This is a genomic window from Streptomyces sp. NPDC050625, from assembly GCF_040654755.1.
Classification (GTDB): domain Bacteria; phylum Actinomycetota; class Actinomycetes; order Streptomycetales; family Streptomycetaceae; genus Streptomyces.
Genome location: NZ_JBFAIQ010000001.1, coordinates 836,446 through 853,049, shown reverse-complemented (window position 1 = coordinate 853,049; position 16,604 = coordinate 836,446). Strand labels below are relative to the sequence as shown.

20 protein-coding genes are annotated in these 16,604 nt (G+C 64.5%); 5 read left to right on the top strand and 15 right to left on the bottom strand.

Features of this window, described 5'->3' with window-relative positions; all coding sequences use genetic code 11:
* Positions 1–66 precede the first annotated feature (66 nt).
* The 14 genes from AB0I54_RS03955 to AB0I54_RS03890 form a co-directional block, all read right to left on the bottom strand.
* On the bottom strand, positions 67–1,440 hold the full coding sequence (locus AB0I54_RS03955; RefSeq protein WP_363294260.1) for a site-specific integrase: 1,374 nt from the start codon (positions 1,438–1,440) through the stop codon (positions 67–69).
* Positions 1,437–1,607 (bottom strand): helix-turn-helix domain-containing protein, encoded by a 171-nt coding sequence (locus AB0I54_RS03950; protein WP_360973688.1) that lies wholly within the window; start codon positions 1,605–1,607, stop codon positions 1,437–1,439. The genes AB0I54_RS03955 and AB0I54_RS03950 overlap by 4 nt, the downstream gene beginning before the upstream one ends.
* Positions 1,608–1,623: 16 nt before the next feature.
* Complete coding sequence (gene repSA / locus AB0I54_RS03945; protein WP_363294259.1) at positions 1,624–3,000, bottom strand: replication initiator protein RepSA; 1,377 nt, start codon at positions 2,998–3,000, stop codon at positions 1,624–1,626.
* Positions 2,997–3,656 (bottom strand): SAM-dependent methyltransferase, encoded by a 660-nt coding sequence (locus AB0I54_RS03940; RefSeq protein WP_363294258.1) that lies wholly within the window; start codon positions 3,654–3,656, stop codon positions 2,997–2,999. Before AB0I54_RS03940 ends, repSA begins: the two co-directional genes overlap by 4 nt.
* Positions 3,657–3,661: 5 nt before the next feature.
* Positions 3,662–3,844 carry a hypothetical protein gene (locus tag AB0I54_RS03935; RefSeq protein WP_363294257.1) on the bottom strand — a complete coding sequence of 61 codons (183 nt, stop codon included), beginning with the start codon at positions 3,842–3,844 and terminating at the stop codon, positions 3,662–3,664.
* 88 nt (positions 3,845–3,932) lie between these two features.
* Positions 3,933–4,250 carry a SpdD-like protein gene (locus AB0I54_RS03930; RefSeq protein ID WP_363294256.1) on the bottom strand — a complete coding sequence of 106 codons (318 nt, stop codon included), beginning with the start codon at positions 4,248–4,250 and terminating at the stop codon, positions 3,933–3,935.
* A gap of 24 nt (positions 4,251–4,274) precedes the next feature.
* Positions 4,275–4,430 (bottom strand): hypothetical protein, encoded by a 156-nt coding sequence (locus tag AB0I54_RS03925; protein WP_363294255.1) that lies wholly within the window; start codon positions 4,428–4,430, stop codon positions 4,275–4,277.
* A 12-nt stretch (positions 4,431–4,442) separates the two neighbouring features.
* Positions 4,443–4,634, bottom strand: coding sequence for a mobile element transfer protein (locus AB0I54_RS03920; RefSeq protein ID WP_363294254.1), 192 nt, complete (start codon positions 4,632–4,634; stop codon positions 4,443–4,445).
* A gap of 14 nt (positions 4,635–4,648) precedes the next feature.
* A complete protein-coding gene (locus AB0I54_RS03915) occupies positions 4,649–5,326 on the bottom strand; it encodes a DUF2637 domain-containing protein (RefSeq protein WP_363294253.1) in 678 nt (225 codons plus the stop codon).
* Positions 5,327–5,404: 78 nt separating this feature from the next.
* Positions 5,405–5,590 carry a hypothetical protein gene (locus tag AB0I54_RS03910; RefSeq protein ID WP_363294252.1) on the bottom strand — a complete coding sequence of 62 codons (186 nt, stop codon included), beginning with the start codon at positions 5,588–5,590 and terminating at the stop codon, positions 5,405–5,407.
* A gap of 2 nt (positions 5,591–5,592) precedes the next feature.
* Entirely contained in the window at positions 5,593–5,799 is a 207-nt protein-coding gene (locus tag AB0I54_RS03905) for a hypothetical protein (protein ID WP_363294251.1), read from the bottom strand.
* 5 nt (positions 5,800–5,804) lie between these two features.
* A complete protein-coding gene (locus tag AB0I54_RS03900; protein ID WP_363294250.1) occupies positions 5,805–5,927 on the bottom strand; it encodes a hypothetical protein in 123 nt (40 codons plus the stop codon).
* 81 nt (positions 5,928–6,008) lie between these two features.
* Entirely contained in the window at positions 6,009–7,364 is a 1,356-nt protein-coding gene (locus AB0I54_RS03895) for an FtsK/SpoIIIE domain-containing protein (RefSeq protein WP_363294249.1), read from the bottom strand.
* Positions 7,365–7,366: 2 nt separating this feature from the next.
* The gene (locus AB0I54_RS03890; protein ID WP_363294248.1) at positions 7,367–7,723 is read right to left on the bottom strand and encodes a hypothetical protein; all 357 of its coding nucleotides are present in this window, start codon (positions 7,721–7,723) and stop codon (positions 7,367–7,369) included.
* Between the two features lie 192 nt (positions 7,724–7,915).
* On the opposite strand from AB0I54_RS03890, the gene AB0I54_RS03885 reads away from it, so the two are divergent.
* Positions 7,916–8,236: a putative quinol monooxygenase gene (locus AB0I54_RS03885; protein WP_363294247.1), complete on the top strand. Its 321-nt coding sequence runs from the start codon at positions 7,916–7,918 to the stop codon at positions 8,234–8,236.
* Positions 8,233–9,471: a helix-turn-helix transcriptional regulator gene (locus AB0I54_RS03880; protein WP_363294246.1), complete on the top strand. Its 1,239-nt coding sequence runs from the start codon at positions 8,233–8,235 to the stop codon at positions 9,469–9,471. The genes AB0I54_RS03885 and AB0I54_RS03880 overlap by 4 nt, the downstream gene beginning before the upstream one ends.
* Before the next feature lie 472 nt (positions 9,472–9,943).
* On the opposite strand, the gene AB0I54_RS03875 is transcribed toward AB0I54_RS03880, so the two are convergent.
* Complete coding sequence (locus AB0I54_RS03875; RefSeq protein WP_363294245.1) at positions 9,944–11,437, bottom strand: hypothetical protein; 1,494 nt, start codon at positions 11,435–11,437, stop codon at positions 9,944–9,946.
* A gap of 589 nt (positions 11,438–12,026) precedes the next feature.
* On the opposite strand from AB0I54_RS03875, the gene AB0I54_RS03870 reads away from it, so the two are divergent.
* The 3 genes from AB0I54_RS03870 to AB0I54_RS03860 all read left to right on the top strand — a co-directional run bounded on the left by AB0I54_RS03870 (position 12,027) and on the right by AB0I54_RS03860 (position 16,447).
* A complete protein-coding gene (locus AB0I54_RS03870; protein WP_363294244.1) occupies positions 12,027–13,082 on the top strand; it encodes an HNH endonuclease in 1,056 nt (351 codons plus the stop codon).
* 223 nt (positions 13,083–13,305) lie between these two features.
* Complete coding sequence (locus tag AB0I54_RS03865; protein WP_363294243.1) at positions 13,306–15,258, top strand: ATP-binding protein; 1,953 nt, start codon at positions 13,306–13,308, stop codon at positions 15,256–15,258.
* Positions 15,251–16,447 (top strand): hypothetical protein, encoded by a 1,197-nt coding sequence (locus tag AB0I54_RS03860; RefSeq protein WP_363294242.1) that lies wholly within the window; start codon positions 15,251–15,253, stop codon positions 16,445–16,447. Before AB0I54_RS03865 ends, AB0I54_RS03860 begins: the two co-directional genes overlap by 8 nt.
* Positions 16,448–16,604 lie beyond the last annotated feature (157 nt).

Sequence of the window (16,604 nt, the reverse complement as noted above, 5' to 3'; positions counted from 1 at the left end):
CAGTAGGCACGAAACGAGGGAGGCCCCCGGCGGCATGCCTGGGGCCTCGGGGTGGCACAGGTTGTCTCACTCGTACTCGCGGAGCAGGTCCTCGATACGGCGGTTGGCGACGTCCTGCCGACCGTCGAGGCACTTCGCGTATCGGGTCAGCAGGACTTCGACGCTGTTGCCGGCGCGCTCGGCAACTTCGGTGGGATCTACTCCCGCATTGAGCCAGGTCGACAGCGCCGAATGCCGAAGGTCGTACGGCCTACTCGCGAGCGGCGAGGCCGCGACGGCCGGCGGGAGCGCCAGGAGCCGAGCCTCCTGCCACACGCGGTAGTAGGTCGAGGACGGGACGACCGAGCCCTTCTCGCTGAAGAAGAGTCGCCCGTCCTCCGCCGTGCCGAAAGTGGTGAGGTGATCGCGGAGCACCGCAACGAGCTGAGGCGGAATGGGCACCGGCCGAACGTCCTCAGTCGGCCGATTCTTGAGCCCGCGGTCGTCGTGGGTCTGCCCCGAGTCGGTCCACTGCTTGCCGACCGAAGGGCGAGTCCGGTGAAGCAGCGCCGATCCCCAGCCCAGCTTGGGAAGAACAAGGTCAGTCTCCACCAGGCCGACCGCCTCAGCAGGACGGAGGCCGCCGAAGTACATCGCCGCGAACAGCCCGACGAGGCGCCGGCCGCGAGCACGCCGGTAGCCGCCCACGTAAGACACTGCCGCCAGGAGATTGCGAGCCTGCTCCGGGTTGGCGACAACGCGCGGATCGACCTGATTCGAGACCTTGGGCTTCTGCCAGCGAACCGCCGTGATCGGGTTCTCACGCAGCTCCCCCAAGTCAACCGCATAGTTCGCAGCGTTGACGAGCGTCCGGCGCTTACGCCTCACCGTTTCCGCCGCCGCGGCTGTGCCGTCGAGCTTGAGTTTCAGCGAGTCGAGCACTGCCCGTGCTGTGGCAGGTTCAGCGAGATCGGCGAGCGGCCGAGATGCCTTGGACACCCAGTGAAGAACGTTCCGCACGTCTTCGGGCACTTCCCGGTCGGCAGGCCCCGGCAACACGAAGGCCCAGTTGCGCAGCGCCTTGCGAATCGTCTCATCGGCCGGCCGACCCGCGCGCTCACCTAGGAGTTCTACCGTCACGCTGGTAAGCGACTCGTTGATGCCGTCTCGTGTATTGGGGGCGGCATGTGGCCATTTCATGGCGAGGTACCTGAGGGCGAAGTCGTACCACGACACGGCCGACTTCGTCTCCCCCATCGATGCCGGAAGGCCAGTCCCCGTGTCGAACTCCTCGCCATCGCGCATCGCACGCATGAGCTTCGTGCGGTAGTGGTCAGCGAGCGCCTTGGTGCGGAAAGACTCGGAGAAGACGTTACCGGCTACTGACCAGCGGACTCCGTAGGACGGTGTTTTGGTGTCCCGCTTACGAACGCCCCAGACCTTCACGTCGAGAGACTTCACGCGGCGGTCTCCAACTGCCGCAGCCAGGTCCGGAAGTCGCTCCGCCAAACCCGCAGTTCCCCGTTGGGGAGCTTGAAAGCGGCTGGCCCTTGCCCCAGCTCACGCCAGCGGTAGAACGTCCGCCGAGAAACTCCCCCGAGCTCATCGAGGATCTGCCGGACGGTCATCAGCTCGTCTTTCACCTCAGGCTCCTTCCAGGGCCAAGAGTTCTTCGCGGGCGGTTTGGCGGTTGAGCTGGAGATCCCGGGCGATGGTGGCGGCTAGCGCTGATTCGCCCGGGGTGTGGCCGTGGCCGGCGTACTGCCAGTCCGTGAGGACGAGGACGGTGTCCGGCTCGACGTCGTCCAGGCCGAGGGCGGCGCGTTCCTGTGCAGCGCGGAAGTCGGCGCGTGTCTGGCGGAGGGCGCCGAGCGTGGTCGAGTAGCGGCGGGACTTGGAGGAAAAGTGCCCGCGGAAGCCGAGCATGTGAGCCCAGGCCCACAGGCGCCGGTCGGGGTATAGCTCATCCAGGTCTCGGCAGGCGCTGATCAGGCGCCGAGCGTGGTCGGGAACGCCGTGGCGGTCGAGTTCAGAGAGTTCGCCGATGCGGCGGTCAAGGGTGCCGGTGTTCTCGGCGGCTTTCGTGGCGTACTTGGCCACGTAGGAGGCGACCGCCTGTTCGGTCAGGTGGGAGCCGTCGCCGAACGCCATGACCGGGCGGACGTCGAGCTGTTGGCCCCACTGGAAGGTGCGGGCGGGTTGGTCGCCGACGGACGGGACGCTGACGCGGCTGTAGGGGTGCGCGGCAGCGGCTCGGATGGCTTCGGTGAGCAGGCCGGTAGTTGCCCAGGACGGCGGAGCCGAGTCGGGACCGTCGGGCCCGTCGAGGCGGATCACGGCATGGAAGTGGACGGCGCCCCGCTTCTGGAACTCGGCGACCTTGCCGTACGACAGTCGGCAGGTCTCGGCGAGTTCGCGCTGTGTCAGCCCGGCACGCTTGGCGATCTCACGGCGGAGCCGGTTGATGGTGCGCATCCACAGCTCACCCGCGTGGTTGTTGAACAGCACAGCGCCGACGTAGTCGTACGTAACCGGGTCGAGTGCCGTGCCGAGGGCGGGGTCGTCGGCGGGGTGGCGGGTGCCACAGCGGCAGGCGCCACGGTCGGGCCGGTTGTGGACTGGGCCGAACGAGGGCGCGGTGAAGGTGGCGAACACCCGCGGGTGATCGCGGACGGTGCCGGGGATGTCCTTATCCGGGTCGCCAGCGAGCCCAGCGCGGATCAGGTGGTAGGTGTCACCGGCGTAGGTCCAGGCGCAGGCGGGGCAGCGGGAGGCCCGGCGGTTGCCGCAGGCGACACGGAGCCGTCCGCCGGGCTCGTTCTCGGTGCTGTAGCGGTGCAGGGTCTCGCCGGTGACCTTGTCCTTGTGGACGACCCAGCCGCGCAGGTGGATCGGGTCGGCGCAGCCGCCGGTGCGCTTGATCTGGTCCTGCCAGCGGTCGAAGCCGGGGAGCCCGGCCACCCGGAGGAGGTCCCCCAGGGTGACCGGGTCCAGGCCCGCGAAGGTCGCGGTGTCGGTCACGCGGCGACCTCCAGCAGGAAGGCATACAGCGTGGTGCCGATCCACTGGGTGTAGGCAGGCGGGATGCACTCGCGGATGCCATCGCGGTTCATCCAGGGCACGCCCATGTCGCCGCGGGCTTCCTGCACGCCGGAGAAGTTGCCGACGTAGTGGGCGAAGTGCCCCTCAGCGCGGGGGCGGCCCATCTTGGTCAGCGGTGCGACGTGCCGACGGTGGCGGGGCGCGATGAAGGTGAATCCCCCACCGGTCTCGAACAGCCGGTGCCGGTAGGTGCGCATGCCGAACACGGCTGCGCACAACGTGACCGGGTCCTGCAGCTCAGGTGCCGCTTCCTCCACGTTCTCGATCACCCACGGGCGGCAGGCGGCTTCAAGCGCGGCGCGGGTAGGAGCTATCAGGTCGGGGTGGTCGCGGTGCTGGATGCGCTGGGCGAGGGTGTAGCGCTGGCAGGGCGGGGAGGCGTGGATGAAGTCAAACTCTGCTCCGTGCTCGCGTACGAACTCGATCGCGTCGGCCTGGACGAACCGGAAGGGGTAGCGGGGCTGCGCATCCTTGTCGACGCCGGTTACCTCGAAGCCGGCGAGGTGGTAACCCCAGGCCGCGCCGCCTTGGCAGCAGTACAGATCCAGTACCCGCAAGCCGTTCAGGAGAGCCATGGCGGTCACCTCCCGGCACGGGCGAGGGCGGAGGCGAGGGCGGTGTGGCCGGTGCCCTTGCAGGTGGGGCAGTCGACGCAGAGGGTGACGCGGGTGCCGTCGGTGTGACGGGTGCCGGTGTCGATGGCGACGGAGGCGAAGCCGTCGCAGTCGCGGCAGATGCGCGAGGTCGGCGTGCTCTGGGGCATGATGGGCTTGCCTTTCGGGTCCGTTGGATCGAAGGGGAGGCGCCCGGAGCGGCGGAAGTTTGGCGACCGAGGCCGCTCCGGGGGCCGGTCAGCGCCGCTTGGCCTCGGAGGCGAGCAGCGAGCGCAGGACGACGGCGACCACGGCGACCGAGACGCCGGTGATGGCGACCGCCAGGAGCATGGAGACGAGGACGGCGCCGACGACCAGTACGACGGCGGTGCCGCCGCCAACGAGGGCGATCACGGTGCCGGGGGTGAGCTGCACCACCGGCCGGGACGGCGCCGGGGCCGTCGACGCGACCGGCGGGCTCTGAACACTGGGAACGATGGTGGTTGGCTCCACGGGGGCCGGCGGCGTGACGTGCCCGGTCGGAGTGGGCATGGTCGGGATCTTCGGGCGGAGCATGGTGGGACTCCCTTCCAAGGGGGTTTACTTGATCAGGCCGTTGATGGCCGGGGCCAGGACGCTGTCGGCGAAGAGGAAGCCGCCGAGAAGGAGCACGGCGATGAGCCAGGCCGGCGGACGGATGAGCTTGACGCCGAGGTAGCCGACGACGAGCAGCGCGAACCAGAGCGGGACCTGCATGGCGGTGGACTCCTAACGGACGCGGCAGCGGTGGGTGCGGGCGGCGAGCTGGGCGGCGGACTGGCTGGAGTAGTCAGCGGACCAACCGCAGTCGTCGGACGTGCACACGGCGGCGTGCTTGGTCTGACCGTGGCGGTCGCGATGGGTGCCGATCTGCACCGGGCCGATGCTCATTACGGAGTGGAAGAAGTCGCGGGCGGGCATGTGCTGACCTCCTGTCAGGCGAGTTGGGCGGCGATGGCGTCCGCCATCGGGGCGGGGACGCCGAGGCGGGCGCGCAGGGTGTCGGTGTCGATCGGGGAGCCGGTACGGGCCTCGTGGTCGGTGGCGACCTTCCGCGCGTGAGCGACCAGCGGAGCCGGAACCGCCACTTCGAGAGCGGGAGCCGAAGCAGGGGCGGGGGCCGGGTCGCCGGCGGGTAGCGCCAGGGTGTCGTTGGCGACGGTCACCCGCTCCGGAGCGGACTCCGGTTCGGTGTCGGGCTCGGGGTCCGGTTCGGTGGCCGGGGCAGGAGCCGCCGTTGCGGGTGCCGGGTCGCTGGCCGAGTGGGCGAGCAGGGTGCCGCCGAGGAAAGCCAGCGCGGGCCATCCGGCGATGCCGAGGCGGAGCAGCGCGGGCGGGTGGGCCAAGTCGAGGAAGCCGGCAGTGGCGACGTTGGCGCCGAGCGAGGCAAACAGGGCAATCAGGAACCAGCACCAGGCCAGCCGGGACGGCCCGGCATTGCGGAGCCGTCGCCAGGCGGCAACCAGGAGCAAGTCAACGCTGATCGGGTAGGCCCACGCTTTCCAGCCGGACTGTCCGGCAGCGGCGGCGAGGTCGTGCAGGTGGGCGAAGGACAGGGCCCCGGCGATCACGGCCTGTACGAGGACGGCGTCGAAGCGGATCGAGCGGGTCATGTCGGCACCTCCCTATGCAGGGGTTGGGCCAGGGGCTGGGCGGGGATCGAGGTCCGGCCGCCCAGCCCCGGCAGGGGTTCAGTCGGCGGGCGCCTCGCCGGATCCCCAGCAGGTCAGGCACATGGCGGTCTGCCGGTCATCGGTGGCACGGCCCTTGCGGACGCCGACCCGGACGGTTTCGGTGATCTCGCCGGCGCCGTTGCAGTCGGGGCACTTCTTCGGCCGGGGCTTGCGGCCGACGTCGGGCTTCTTCGTGGTCGGCACGGTCACCACCCCTCACCCGGGTACTCGGGGCCCTCGTTCGGGTCGTAGCCGGGCGGGAAGGTGCCGGTCGGCGGCTCGGGCAGCGACGCCGCCAGGCACGGGCCCACGGTGTCGATGAAGTCCTGGTCAGCGCCGATCCTGTCGGCGTACAGGGCCAGGTCGCCGAGCATCACCACGGTGCGGGTGAAGTCCTCGCAGTCGGGGCACATGAGGCTCACTCCTCCCCGTCGTCGGCGTCGTCCGGGTCGGCGTCGACCTCGTACCGGGGGCAGTCCCGTTCGTCGTGGTCGATGCCGGTGATACGGCCGTTGTCGTCGCCGCAGTGCTCGCAGAACATCCGGTGTCCTTCCTGGGATCAGGCATGGCTCGGGTAGGGCCCTGGCGCGATGCGGTCGCGCCGACCGTGGATCGGGAGGGATCAGGCTGTGGCCGGGATGGACTCGACGGCCGGAGCGTCGACGGGCTTCGGGACGCCGAGCACAGGTCGGAAAGGAGCCAGAGCGGGCAGGTCCGGGGCCAGGTCGGCATACCGGTTGCAGGTGTTCACGGCCTGCCGTAGCGAGGTGTGCGGGGCGCGGATACGAGCCCAACCGCCGGTCGAGTCGCCGGTGATGGCGACGCCGGGCATGTCGGTCGGGATCTGGATCGCGGCGAGGACGGCGTCCGGGGCGATGTCCCCGAAGGCCATGTTCGCCGAGGACTCGTCGTTGACGCGGTGGGCGGTACGGCCGGTGAGCTGGGCACGGAGCATGGTGATGCCCTTGCCGAGTTCGGAGCCGAAACGCTGCCCGCAGATCTCCAGGTAGACGCCGGCGGCACGGCCGAGCTGGGCGAGCCGGGCGAGAGCGGTGATGATCCGGTCCCGGCGCTTCTCCTGCTCCTTGTTAGCGAACAGCGCGAGTTCGGCGACCTCGTCGACCAGGACCACGACCGGAACCGGTCGCAGGTTGTCGGGCAAGTCCCAGATGTCCGCGGCTATCTCCGCATCCGGCACATTAGCGGTGATGCGTTGTTCCGCGCGGATGAGTTGGTAGACGTCCTCCATGTGGGAGACGAGGGCATCGAGGAGTTCGGCGGCGGTGTCCGGGTTGTCGGCCAGCCCGGAGAACCGGCGAGCCAGCGGAAACAGTTCCACACCCTGCTTGCAGTCGATCCCGACCAGGGCGACCCGCTGTGAAGCGAGTGCCGCCACGAGGTTGCGCTGATAGACGGACTTGCCAGACTCCGTGGCACCGAGCGTGAGCGCGTGTGGGACGGCCCGGTAGTCGCGGTAGTGGACGGCGCCGTCCTCGCGCAGGGCGACCGGGACCCGCATCGGCCGGGTGTCGGTCTTGGCCGACATCTGCACCCGCTTGAGCACGTCGTAGCCAGTCATCCGCACTTCCACGACGCCGGAGCGCAGTTCTCGCGAGGTGACGCCGTACATGGCGAACGAGTGCCGCAGCCGATCACACGAGGCCGACACGTCGAAGGCATCCTGACCGGGACGGAGCTTGAGCCGCAGCACCAGGCCCGTCCGAGTGGGCCGCAGACGCAGGATGCGCGGGGCCCGGGGACCGGGAACCGGCCGGCTCGTGGCCCGAGCCAGGGCGAGGCGCCAGCGCGAGGGCGGAACCGTCAGCCCGCAGGCGTCCATCACGGACCCGTACCGGAACAGGACCCGCAGGCTCGCCAGCGCGACACCGAAGGTGAGCCAGTACCAGGCGGGGCGCCGCCACCGCAGGAAACCCGCAGCGGCAACGACCAGCACCAGTGTGACCGTTAACCCGGTCATGGTCAGGCCGCCTTCGGCTTCGAGGCAGCGGCGGCGAGTGAGGTGACGGCGACCGCGCGGAACGCGATGCCGTGGCGCTTCTGGCCGTTGAAGTCGTTCTCCCACGGGCGGGCGATCAGCCCGGTGAGCGCGACCGGGGTGCCCATGGCCAGCTCGCCGGTGATGCCGGGCTCGGGGACGGTGATGGACAGGATCTCGACCTCGTCGTTCGCCGCGAACATCACGTCGACCGTCATCAGCTGCGCGCCGGTCTCGGCGTCGGTGGCGATCTCACCGGTACGGCGGTCCTTGACCTTGGGCTGCGGGGGCTTGGCGACCATCACGGTCGCGGCGGAGGTGTCGACGGGGATCTGACGCATGATGGAGTCTCCCTTTTTGGGATGAGCCCCGGGCTGCTTTGTGATCTTGGCGGATGGCACGCAGACCGGGGCAGCTTGTTGTTGCGACACTCCCGAAGCTACTCGCAGAAAAACTGCGAGTCAACAGAAAAACTGCGAGTAGTAGAAGAACTCCGAGTCTGCAACACTGAGTGCGACAAGAAGGAGGCTGAAATGGCCAACTACGGGCTTTTTGTTCGCTTCACGGTGCGCGACGGTGCAGGCGAGGCGTTTGACGCGCTGATCCGGGAGACGGCCGAAGGGATCCGGGCGCACGAGCCGGGCACGCTGGTCTATGCGTGCCATGAGGTCGAGGGCGCACCCAATGAGCGGATCTTCTTCGAGCTGTACGCCGATCGCGCCGCCTTCGAGGAGCACGAGCGTCAGCCGCACACGCGTCGCTTCCTGGCCGAGCGCTCCAAGTACGTTGAGAAGACCGAGGTTGACCGCCTTCAGCCGTACGCCGGCAAGTACCCCACCGGAGCTGAGAAGTGACGGCTTCCAACATCAAGACTGTCGGCCAAAGAGTAAGGGAACTGCGCCGCGCCGCAGGCATGTCACAGAGCGACCTTGCCGTCGCCATGGGGCGCTCCGAGAGTTGGGTCTCGCAGGTCGAAAGAGGCGTACAGCCCGTCGAGCGGCTGTCGGTCCTTCAAGCTCTCGCCGATGCGCTCAATGTGCCCGTGAGCGATCTACGTCCGGATGCCGCCCCAGCCGCGGAGGAAGCCGAGCCAGAGGAGCAGACGAAGAGCAACGACCTAGACGGTCTGCGGGTAGCCCTTACTGGTCATCCCGCGCTGGGCAGTCTCTTCCAACAGCCCCCGGCCGAACCGACTCCTTCTCTTGCCGACTTCCGTCAGCAAGTAGAAGAGGCATGGACTCTCGTGCACGCATCGAGCTACGCGGCACTGAGCGAACATCTCACCAAGCTTCTCCCAAGCATTGAAACCGCAGTCCGCCACGCGCCGGCAAGCGAACGCGCAGAGCTTCACGGCCTACGCGCCAAGGCGTACCAGGTAGCTGCGGCCAGCTTCACCCGGCAAGATCAGGCGGACGCCGCGTGGATCGCGGCCGACCGAGCGCTACAGGCAGCGGAACTTGCTGGGAAGCCGTTGGAAGTCGTCGCGAGTCTGTTCCGAATGGCGCACGCCTTCATGCGGCAGCAGCATATGGACCAGGCCGAGCAGGCAGCGCAATCCGCTGTGGCCGTCATGGGCCCGAGGGCAGAGGCCCCGGCGTGCCCGCCGGAAGAGCTATCGCTGCTCGGTGCCATGAACCTCGTCCTTGCAGTGATCAACGCCCGGGAGGGCAACCGAGGACGGACCCACGAGCACATCGAGCGAGCCCGTGGAATCGCGGCGCGGCTGGGCGGCGACCGCAACGACTTCGACACGGAATTCGGGCCGACGAACGTCGAGATCCACGCCGTAAGTACGGCAGTGGAGCTGGGAGACGCGGGGCTTGCTCTAGAGGTAGCCCAGCGTGTTGACGCATCCGGTCTCTCGCCCGAGCGGCAGTCACGTTTCCTGCTTGACGTGGCGCGAGCACACGCGCAGCGGCGACACGTCGGCGAGGCCACAGCCGCACTCCTGGAGGCCGAGGCTCTGGCTCCCGAGCAGGTCCACGATCACCACTTGGCCCGCGAGGTCATCCGCGATTTGATCCAACTCTCGGACCCTCGCATCCCCGAATCGCTGCGCAACTTGGCCGAGCGGAGCGCCGTCATCTAGGCACCCCGAGGCCCTGAAGCCCGTGCGGTGGAAGTTTCCCTACGTCATCAAGCCGGCTGCGCTCCGCTCCGCCGGGCGCGCTCCCGGCTCCGCGCCGGGCGCCGCTCCTGCCTTCGGCCCGCTCCGCCCGCGCTGCGCCGACGCGCGCCCACGCGACGAGAGCCGGGACGTGAGTCGATCGCTGTAGGGGAGCAGCCACGGTCAGAACGAGCCTCCGGCGGGGGCGCTCAGGCTCCGAGATGGCGGGGGCGCCGTTCGCGAGTGCCGGCGGACAGTGGCGTGCGCGCGGTGCTCTCATCCCGTCTGCCATCGACCCAGGCAGAGCCGAGCAGGCGCGGCCCATGGCGTCCAGGTCGTTCGTACAGTGGCGCGCTCCACCTGGACGCCATGAACCACGCCCGCTCCACGGTGTGTGGGCCGACGGCAGACGGGATGAGAGCTAGGGAAGTTAGGGGTACTGGAGGACGGCGGCTTAGCCGTGCAGTTGCTTGAGCCGCTCATGGAGCAGCGGATAGTCAGACACGGGACGGATAGGCTCAGGTTCGGAATCGTCCAGGTCGACGGGTGCAGGCTTTGTGGCAGCCAAGACGTCTGCTACGAGCCTTTTGAGATCATCGTCATCGAGGGCAATGACGTAACCGCGCCCGTCCCTGGCAGTGTCACGACAGCGGCTGAGGAAAAGGTCCTTATCTTTAAATGACCGGCAAGCCAGGATACCGAACTGGCCGCGGAACATCGAAAATCGAGAGGAGAGTTGATCGAGCTCCGGATTGGTAACGTCCTTGCCGTAATTCTTGCACTCGACAAATACGTAACGGCTTTGAATCCGGTGCCGAATGAGGTATTTAAAGAAGCCGTCCCTCGCCGTGTTTGTGTATGAAATGTCGATCCGCTTGCGCCCGTCGTGGATCTCAGTCTCCTTATCCGACATGGAGAGCGAAGGGTAGAAGATGGCGGTCAGGAGAGACTCGACGGCGTTGTGGTAGCGCGTTGCATCCTGCTTGCCGGGCGGAACGTCTAGAACCGCTTGCAGCAGTTGCTCGTAATCGGGCATCGGCGTATCCGCCGTGTCAGAAAGTTCCCGGTGGGACAGCGGTTGAGGGGCAACCTGCCTCTTAATGGCCCGGTAGTGCTCGTACACGGACGGCCGTTTGAGTGTCTCGCGCGTGACGTCGGGCTTTGTGCTGCCGTATTTCTGCTTGATCTGCTTCTTGGTGACCACGACTTTGCTACGGGAACGGACCGTATCTGCAAGTCCCCTCAGAGCGATCTTAGCCTCCTCATCCTGAAGAACGGGTACCAGATGGTTCCGGTAGTACTCGCTGCGGGACATGTGCATGGAGCGGCGTACGATCATCTTGGGCACCAGGAGCAGCTTATTTCCGTCAGGGGTTGGCAGTTCCGTAAAGCCGTTCTCCCACTCCAGAGTGTCGGGGTTCCAAACTGGTCCGCTCACGACATCCTCTTCCAAGGGGATATCGAAGAGTTCTGCCATCTGCTGGGTGTAGAGGATGAGGGGGCCGCGGATGATATTTGTCGTGATGTCGGAAACGATGTCCATGTCGACACCGTCGATGAAGAACGCAGTGTCTTCAAGGTCTTGGATTAGTCCCGTTTTTGCGGCTTCACTTTCCGCAAGCTTCTCCGCGAAGGCGGCCCCCATTTTGCTTCCGAAACCCCTACCTGCGCTCGGCCCTCGCGAGATGCCCAGGTGTGTCTCATTAGGTTCACGAAGTTGGCTAAGTAGTGAAACCGTTCGTCGCTTATCGTTTGAGCGAACGGCATCAAGTACGCTATCGAAGAAGGTTTCAAGCATTTTCAGGCATTGCTTGCCCCAGTCGTCCTCAAGATAGCGGATCAAACCAGGGTCCACGTACACTCGAATGTCATTTACGGTGTCTACGTCTACAAAATCCAACGTGCCCTGGGTTCGCCCCAGCCTGTAGTACTCGGAGACGCGCGCCATGACTTCCCCCTGCTTTGTTTGGACTACCCACCCTTGTGCATTTTCTCTTGGTCGCCCTCAGCTGTAAAGCATGCGTCTGCTACGTGCATCTGTCTGCGGCAGGGGCACCGTCAAGAGATGCTACGGCCCGCCACTGACAACGGGTCTGGGGTCGCCATGGAAATAGATCATGTGTTTGATTTAGTCCTGTCGCTACCTCTGCATGCAGCCCGCATATATGCGACTGAGCAGTGGGGCCCGGGCTCTGGCGCAGCAGCTCGAAACATGCTGAGGGCCCCTTATGAACGCTCCAGGACGGCCTACGCCGGGCCGTCTGTGGGCCGTCCGAGGGGGATCGGCGACGACAGATGACGACTGCCAGTGACAGGCGCCCAGACCGTGAGCCGCAGGTCACCCAAGTGGATCGCGACACTGGTACCACGTCACCACTCTGACGGGGTCCCGCGTTGCGCAGCTTGCGGCAATCTGCCTCACGCCCCAGTTGACCACCGATGGGGAACCGTGACGAACGGCCACCGACGCCCACCAACGTGTCCCGGGGTCAACAGACTTGGAGCTGCGCTATCAGTCTCGCACGTAGGCTTGCGGGATGCGCAAAGGTGCGATCACGCGTGATGCCGTCCTCAAGGCCATCGCTGAGTACGACGAACTAGGCCGAGCGCGGTTCCTGGCCAAGTACCGCTTCAGCGAGGCCCGCTCGTACCTCCTCCTACACGAGGGACGGGAGTACGACTCGAAAGCCATTGCAGGGGTGGCGCACAGGTGGGACTACGGACGTGCGCTGCTGCCGGAAGAGTTCAGCGGCGGGAAGGAGCACGCCGCAGCCTGGCTGAAGCGAGCCGGGTTCGAGGTCAGGGCAGTGAAGAACCCCGACTGGACCCGAGATGAGATCATCCTGGCCTGTCACCTCGTGATGACCAACGGGTGGAAGGGCCTGGACGCCAATGATCCGCGCGTCATCGAGCTGTCCGGTCTTCTGCAACTCATGCCGATCCATGCTGAGGCCGACCGCAACGAGAAGTTCCGCAACCCCAACGGGGTGGCCCGCAAGACGTTCGACATCGCCACGCGTCACCCGGACTACCGGGGCAAGCCCACCAACGGCGGTGCCCTCGATGTTGAGGTGCTGCACGAGTTCCTGGCCCGGCCGGCTGAGATGACCGAGGCAGCCCGGCTCATCCTTCAGGGCATCTCTACGGGGGACCTCCAGACGCTGCCGCTGGAAGACGACGGGGACCTGGACAACTACAGCGCGCCCGAAGGTCGGCTGCTGATGAGTCGGCACAGGCGCCGGGAGCGGAACAAGGGCCTGCGGAAGAAGAAGATCGACGCGGTGCTCAAGGAAGGCGGAACGCTGGCCTGCGAGGCATGCGGCTTCGACTTCGAAGAGGTCTACGGCGACCGCGGCAGCGGCTACATCGAGTGCCACCACGTTGTACCCCTGCACGAGGCCGGCGAAGGCCGGACCAAGCTCAGCGACCTTGCACTCATTTGCGCGAACTGTCACCGCGTGATCCACCGCTGCGCGCCCTGGCCGACTCCGAAGGAACTGCGGCACCTCATCCAGACCCGCCGGGGCACAGTGGCTCGCATCCCCGACCAGCAGGGCGCGGAGGCCACCCGCCCTGCCGCGGACGGGGGATGACCGCCTTAGCCGTGTCCAGCAGCGGGCAGCCAAAGCGCGCCCGACACAGAAGCTCCAGATACACAGTTCAGCTTCTGGCATTTTCCATCGCACCACGTCACCAGGCACCTACACTAAGTTCGTTCAGCTCAGTCTCGACTGAGAACCCGACGCGGGGGCGAAATTGGGTCAGCGTGGGCCGAAACGAAGGTTGACTCTGCAGAGAGGGAACTAAGAATCAGCGATGAATCCTCCAAGCAGTAACCTAGATCAGCAGTTTGCCAATGAACTCCGCGAGTCAATTGGACAGTCAGATCCAGTCGAGAATGCACTGACCACCAACGACCGTGTCATTGCTCGCGTAACGGATGGAATCTATCGTCAACCTGGATCCGCCGTCAGGGAGCTAATCGCAAACGCGTACGACGCGGATGCTACTTGGGTCTCAGTTAAAACTGACGCGCCGAAATTCAGCCGCATGACGGTGGAAGATAATGGCACTGGCATGACTCCCGAAGCAGTCATTCACTTGCTTCACAACATTGGCGGTAGCGCCAAACGGACGAAGCAAGGGCAAGAACTCGGAATTACCTCATCACGAGACTCCAACATCAGCCCCAAAGGTCGCAAGCTGATTGGCAAGTTGGGCATCGGAATCTTCTCCGTGTCCCAGCTTACCCACAGTTTCCAGATAATCACCAAGACTGCGGGTGATCCATACCGCACGATTGTTCTAGTGAATCTGCGCCAATTTGCTGACGGCCCGACTGGGACCGAAGGAAGTACGTTCAAAGCGGGCAGTTACCAGGCGTGGCGAGAACCGACTAACGACGTCGGTGCACATGGCACAACGATCGTGCTCACCGCTATTCGCCCTCAAACACGGGACAGTCTTCGCAGCGAGCAGCTGTGGGGCGCGATCACGCATTCCCTAAGCGACGAAGCTGAGGCGAAGGCTCGTTCCTCCATCCCGACATACCATATTGGCCACCTTGACGCGCACGGGCTCCATATCAAGGATCCGAAGAATCAAGAGCGTAGCCTTCCGTGGGATGAGAGAGATAGCGCTAATGCGGCGTTCCCTAAAATGGTGAAAAGCGTCTGGGAGTCCGCGCAGGGGCGCACAACTGTGAAGCTTACGGAGATGTTCGATACCTATCTCCAGATGCTTTGGAATCTTGCCCTAGCGCTCCCCCTTCCATACGTGGAAAAGAGCGTCCTAGACGAAAGTGTCTCGGATGAGTGGGCTTATTTCTATAAGCTCGCCAACGATTCTAGAGGTTCAGCGCAGGAACTTGTAAGCAACGACCCCAAGGTCACAGTCCGAGAACTTGCGAAACTCCCTCTCCCTGAGAACTCTCACAGCGATTTCAAAGTTACCATCGACGGCGTGCAACTCAGTCGGCCGATCAAATTCCGTGATCTGCCAACAACGCAGCACGTGCTGAAGAAGCCGATGGTGTTCGTCGGATCGCTTCGACAAGAATTCAAGGGCCTAGATCGAGACATCAGTGCTGGCCCTCTCGAGTTCGAAGGATACCTCGTTTGGACACCTAGAGTTGCACCCACTGAGCATCAAGGGGTTCTCGTTCGCATTCACGGAGCAAGCGGAACCCTATTTGACTCGACGTTTTTCAACTACCAAGTCGCAGAGTTGACTCGTCTGCGGCAGATCACTTGCGAACTCTTCGTAAAGCAGGGCCTAGAAGCTGCACTAAACATCGACCGTGAGAGCTTCAACACCGCTCACCCGCACACAGTGATTCTTACACGTTGGCTGCACAATTCCTTGCGTCAGCTCGCAACAACACAGAAGCGCAAAGCGCAGCAACTACGTCAGGAGGCTCGGGGGTCAGCAACACGTGAAGCAGAAGACCGCATCAGCCGTATCGTAAGCTCCGCCAACTCGCTGCGGACCGACGGCGAGGGAGTGGTTCCAGAGATTCACTTCGCGCGCCCCACGCAGCACGTGGTAGCAAACAGCGGGAGTGTCATTCAGACGTTTGACCTCGACCGCATCTTTAGCGAAATTCCGGACAAGCCGCTTACTGATTTGAGTCCCAAGAGCCTCCGCAAGCTGGAAGCTATTACCAAGGTGCTGTCCGTATACGGGGTTCTTGAGCAGCTAACCCCGAAGGAGCAAGACAACCTGCTTGGATCCATCCTTGGCATCATGGAAGCTGAGAACCTTGGCTGAAGAAGTGACAAGCTCCGAAGAAGATGACCTCCGCGCCCTACTTGGCGAAGGCCCGGTCCCCTTTCCGGCAAAGGTGGAGCGCGCTTTCAAGCCGTGGCACCGACCCCGCAAGCAGTACGTGCGCGACGCCCAATGGTCCCGGGAGATCGGTATTCTGGCACGCGATCTCAAGCTTAGCGGCAGTGAGTTTCGTTATCTCACTTTGCCAGGCAACGATCTACTCGACATTCGCCATATAGCAGAGACTGTCTGCTCACCACGTCAAGTCAAGCTGCGATACCTTGGGTTCAATACCGCTGTTACCTCGCAGGATGCTCAGCAACCCGAACTGAACTCCGCTGAATTCTCCGTTATCAGGATGGACTGCATCCATTCTGATTCTGAGGTGTACTCGGCCGATTTCCGCTCAGTCGGCCAGAGCCGTTCGCCTGAGTGGCACCGCGTCAAGCGAGACGCACCCTTCCATGCCATCAATATTGACCTCTGTGGTGGATTTGCAGGGGTAGAGAAGTCCAGCGGTGTACCCAATTACTTCGCAGCCTTGCAAGCGATTCTTCAGCATCAGATGCATTCCGATGAAGATTTCCTTCTCTTCATCACGACCCGGATGGATGACAACAGCGTAGACGACACAGCGAAAGAGGCTCTGGTCCACCTAGCCCAGCAGATCCACGACACTTGCAAGGCATACGCGTCAGATTTCGCTACGGCCTGGGGCCTGCAGGACTGTGCCTCGCCCATACGTGTAGCCGATCTCGTAGACACCAGCGAAGCCTTCATGCTGGGCTTGACTCAATGGATTATCTCGCGTGGTGTGGAGCTTGGACTGAAAGCTTCCGTGCGTAGCTTCATGACATACCGTACAGGACACGGTGCCGGCGACGACGACATCGTCTCCCTAGCGATTCGCTTCAAGCCCGACCCGGTAGTTCAGCCAGATCCGCACGGTCTAGTCAGAGTAGTCAATCCTCCCCCAGCTCCCGCTGACAAAATCTGCGCTCAATCGCGCACGATACCCCGTCGGGTAAACAATCGCGCCAGAGTGGACGAATTGCTTCGCACTCAGGCCGAAGAATTCGAAAGGTGCATCCAAGCGTCCTCCAAACTCCTTGATGCTGCTGGGTACGATGCAAGCCGCTATCGGGATTGGGCCATGCAGGAGTACGACGAGAGCAAAGCTGCCCAGTGAATGATTACCTGCCGAGATTTGTCACTAGCCTTAATGGGCTATCAGCTCTCGTATACCAAGTGCGCTGACATCAGCCCCTGCCTTGGCAGCTCGGTCCATCGAACGACCCGACTGCACAGCTACTAAGACCACAGGGCCCCGAGGCTGTGGACCAGTT

Excerpts from the sequence above, each read along its gene's own strand:
- AB0I54_RS03940 (WP_363294258.1), bottom strand. The coding sequence starts at position 3,656 with ATGGCTCTCCTGAACGGCTTGCGGGTACTGGATCTGTACTGCTGCCAA.
- AB0I54_RS03935 (WP_363294257.1), bottom strand. The coding sequence starts at position 3,844 with ATGCCCCAGAGCACGCCGACCTCGCGCATCTGCCGCGACTGCGACGGC.
- AB0I54_RS03915 (WP_363294253.1), bottom strand. The coding sequence starts at position 5,326 with ATGACCCGCTCGATCCGCTTCGACGCCGTCCTCGTACAGGCCGTGATC.
- AB0I54_RS03905 (WP_363294251.1), bottom strand. The coding sequence starts at position 5,799 with ATGTGCCCCGACTGCGAGGACTTCACCCGCACCGTGGTGATGCTCGGC.
- AB0I54_RS03925 (WP_363294255.1), bottom strand. The coding sequence starts at position 4,430 with ATGCAGGTCCCGCTCTGGTTCGCGCTGCTCGTCGTCGGCTACCTCGGC.
- AB0I54_RS03930 (WP_363294256.1), bottom strand. The coding sequence starts at position 4,250 with ATGCTCCGCCCGAAGATCCCGACCATGCCCACTCCGACCGGGCACGTC.
- AB0I54_RS03895 (WP_363294249.1), bottom strand. The coding sequence starts at position 7,364 with ATGACCGGGTTAACGGTCACACTGGTGCTGGTCGTTGCCGCTGCGGGT.
- AB0I54_RS03865 (WP_363294243.1), top strand. The coding sequence starts at position 13,306 with ATGAATCCTCCAAGCAGTAACCTAGATCAGCAGTTTGCCAATGAACTC.
- AB0I54_RS03885 (WP_363294247.1), top strand. The coding sequence starts at position 7,916 with ATGGCCAACTACGGGCTTTTTGTTCGCTTCACGGTGCGCGACGGTGCA.
- AB0I54_RS03900 (WP_363294250.1), bottom strand. The coding sequence starts at position 5,927 with ATGTTCTGCGAGCACTGCGGCGACGACAACGGCCGTATCACCGGCATC.
- AB0I54_RS03870 (WP_363294244.1), top strand. The coding sequence starts at position 12,027 with ATGCGCAAAGGTGCGATCACGCGTGATGCCGTCCTCAAGGCCATCGCT.
- AB0I54_RS03890 (WP_363294248.1), bottom strand. The coding sequence starts at position 7,723 with ATGCGTCAGATCCCCGTCGACACCTCCGCCGCGACCGTGATGGTCGCC.
- AB0I54_RS03920 (WP_363294254.1), bottom strand. The coding sequence starts at position 4,634 with ATGCCCGCCCGCGACTTCTTCCACTCCGTAATGAGCATCGGCCCGGTG.
- AB0I54_RS03875 (WP_363294245.1), bottom strand. The coding sequence starts at position 11,437 with ATGGCGCGCGTCTCCGAGTACTACAGGCTGGGGCGAACCCAGGGCACG.
- AB0I54_RS03950 (WP_360973688.1), bottom strand. The coding sequence starts at position 1,607 with ATGACCGTCCGGCAGATCCTCGATGAGCTCGGGGGAGTTTCTCGGCGG.